The 2,386-nt window shown below is 71.0% G+C and carries 2 protein-coding genes; one reads left to right on the top strand and one right to left on the bottom strand.

What is annotated here, in order from left to right; translation table 11 throughout:
- Window positions 1–40 precede the first annotated feature (40 nt).
- The gene (locus BIV03_RS17080) at window positions 41–898 is read right to left on the bottom strand and encodes a LysR substrate-binding domain-containing protein (protein WP_070418614.1); all 858 of its coding nucleotides are present in this window, start codon (window positions 896–898) and stop codon (window positions 41–43) included.
- 143 nt (window positions 899–1,041) lie between these two features.
- On the opposite strand from BIV03_RS17080, the gene BIV03_RS17075 reads away from it, so the two are divergent.
- Window positions 1,042–2,367, top strand: coding sequence for an MFS transporter (locus BIV03_RS17075; RefSeq protein ID WP_083403507.1), 1,326 nt, complete (start codon window positions 1,042–1,044; stop codon window positions 2,365–2,367).
- Window positions 2,368–2,386 lie beyond the last annotated feature (19 nt).

The raw sequence follows: 2,386 nt of genomic DNA, 5'->3' as shown, positions 1-2,386 counted from the left end.
CGACCATTCCTGCTCACGAAACGACCACGCGCCGCCCCGGTCACACCGCGCGGACCACCCCGCGGGACAGGATCGCGTTCGTCAGGGCGTCGATCGGTTCCCGCTGCACCGTCGGGTTCGCGATGAGCACGTAGTCGACCGCCGGGAGGTCCGGCAACGCCAACCGCTGCGACACCTTCACGAGGTCCGCCGGGATGAGCGAGTGCGGGAACACCGCGACCCCGATCCCCGCCCGGACGGCCGCGAGCACCCCGTTCACGTCGCGCGTGTTGCAGGTGATCCGCCACGTGCGTCCGGCGGACTCGAGCGCGTCGATCGCCATCTGTCGACTGATGCTCGGCGCCTGGTACGCGATGAGCGGCACGGGCTCCCCGGGCTCCAGCGCGATGCCGTCCTGCGCCATCCAGACCATCTGGTCGGTCGCGACGCGGGTGCCCTCGGCGGACTCCCCCGCGGTCTGCTTGATGAACACGAGGTCGAGCTGCCCCGCGTGCACCCGGCGGAGCAGTGGTGACGACTGGTTCACCGTCAGCTCGAGGTTCACCTGCGGGTGCAGCCGTCGGAAGTCGCGCAGGATCCGGGGCAGCTGCGTGATCGCGAGGTCGTCGGCCGCCCCGAACCGGAGCCGCCCGCGGGTCGCGGCTCCCGAGAAGTACGCGTCGGCGGTGGCGTGCGCCGCGAGGATCGTCCGCGCGAACCCGGCCATCGCGTCCCCGTTGTCGGTGAGCGCCACGCCCCGGGTGTCCCGCGCGACGAGGGTCCGGGAGACGGCCGTCTCGAGCCGCCGCACGTGCTGCGACACCGTGGGCTGGCTGATGCCGAGCCGGGCGCCGGCCTGGGTGAAGCTCCCGGTCTCGGCGACCGCGAGGAACGTCTGCAGCAGAACCGGATCCAGCACCGGACACCCTTCGTCGTGACGACCCCATTCGACTTCGCAATGGAGTGATAGCCACCATAGGGGTATCGAATGGGCCGCGCGCAGTTAGTTTCGAGTGGGTACAGTCCCGCCTGCTCCACCTCGACCCCCGGAGACCCCCACTCGTGAGTGCGTCATCGACGACCCTCCCCCCGCCCACCGAACCGCTGCCGATCCAGGCCACCAGACCGCCGTGGCGCCACACCCTCATCGCCCTGTCGGTGCCGAACTTCCGGCTCTTCACCGCCACGAACCTCGTCGCGATGACCGCCGGCTGGATGCAGCGCATCGCGCAGGACTGGCTCGTCCTGCAGCTCACCGGGTCGGTCGCGCAGGTCGGCATCACGGTCGCGTGCCAGTTCGCGCCGATGCTCTTGTTCGGGCTCCTCGGCGGAGTGCTCGTCGACCGGTTCTCCAAGCGCGCCCTGATGATGATCACGCAGGGCTCGTTCGCCGTGCTGTCGGCCCTGCTCGCCGTCCTGACGCTGTCCGGGGTGGTGCAGGCGTGGCACATCTGGGCGATCGCGTTCGTCGTCGGCATGGTCACCGTCATCGACAACCCCGCGCGCCAGGTGTTCGTCACCGAGATCGTCGGCCACGAGCACCTGCGCAACGCCATCAGCGTGAACTCGTCGGTCTTCCAGCTCGGCGGCATGATCGGCCCGGCCCTCTCCGGAGCGCTGCTCGTCGCGGTCGGCGCCGGCTGGTCGTTCGGCGTCAACGCGATCGCCTGCGTCGCCGTGGTCGTGACGCTCGGGTTCCTGAAGGTCTCGGAGCTCCACCGCACACCCCCGGCACCACGCGGGAAGGGGCAGCTCGTCGAGGGCCTCCGCTACGCCGTCCGGAAGCCGACCATCATCGTGCCGGTCATCCTCGTGGCGTTCTTCTCGGTCTTCGCGCTGACGATGCCGGTGCTGCTGTCGGCCTTCGCGTCCGAGGTGTACGACGTCGGCGCCGGTGGCTACGGCGTGTTCAACTCCGCCGTCGCGATCGGCGCGCTGGCCGGCGCACTGCTCTCGACGCGGCGCGCCACCGTCCGGCTCCGCACCATCGTCGGCGGGGTGTTCTGGACGGGGATCCTGCTCGTGGTCTCCGGCTCGATCCCGGTCATCGCGCCGTTCACCGTCGCGCTCGTCGCCGTCGGGATGTCGCAGCTGCTCTTCCAGACCGCGTCGAACTCGCTCGTGCAGCTGTCCTCGAACGTGGCGATCCGCGGTCGGGTGATGTCGCTCTACGTCCTCGTGCTGCTCGGAGGGCAGGCGATCGGGGGCCCCCTCATGGGCCAGGTGGTCGACCACTTCGGGGCCCACGTCGGGATGGTCGTCGCCGGAGGCGTGCCGGCCGCGGCCGCGGCCGTCGTCGGGCTCGTGCTCGCCCGCCGCGGCGGGCTCCACCTGGCGGTGCGGATGCGGCACCACATGCCGGTGCCGTCGATCGTCGGGCACCGCTGACGCGTCGGACGGGAGGCGC

Origin of the sequence: Curtobacterium sp. MCBA15_016 (assembly GCF_001865105.1) — a bacterium.
Lineage (GTDB): Bacteria > Actinomycetota > Actinomycetes > Actinomycetales > Microbacteriaceae > Curtobacterium.
The sequence above is the reverse complement of the archived record's forward strand: the minus strand, read 5'-3'. Positions and strand labels throughout refer to the sequence as shown.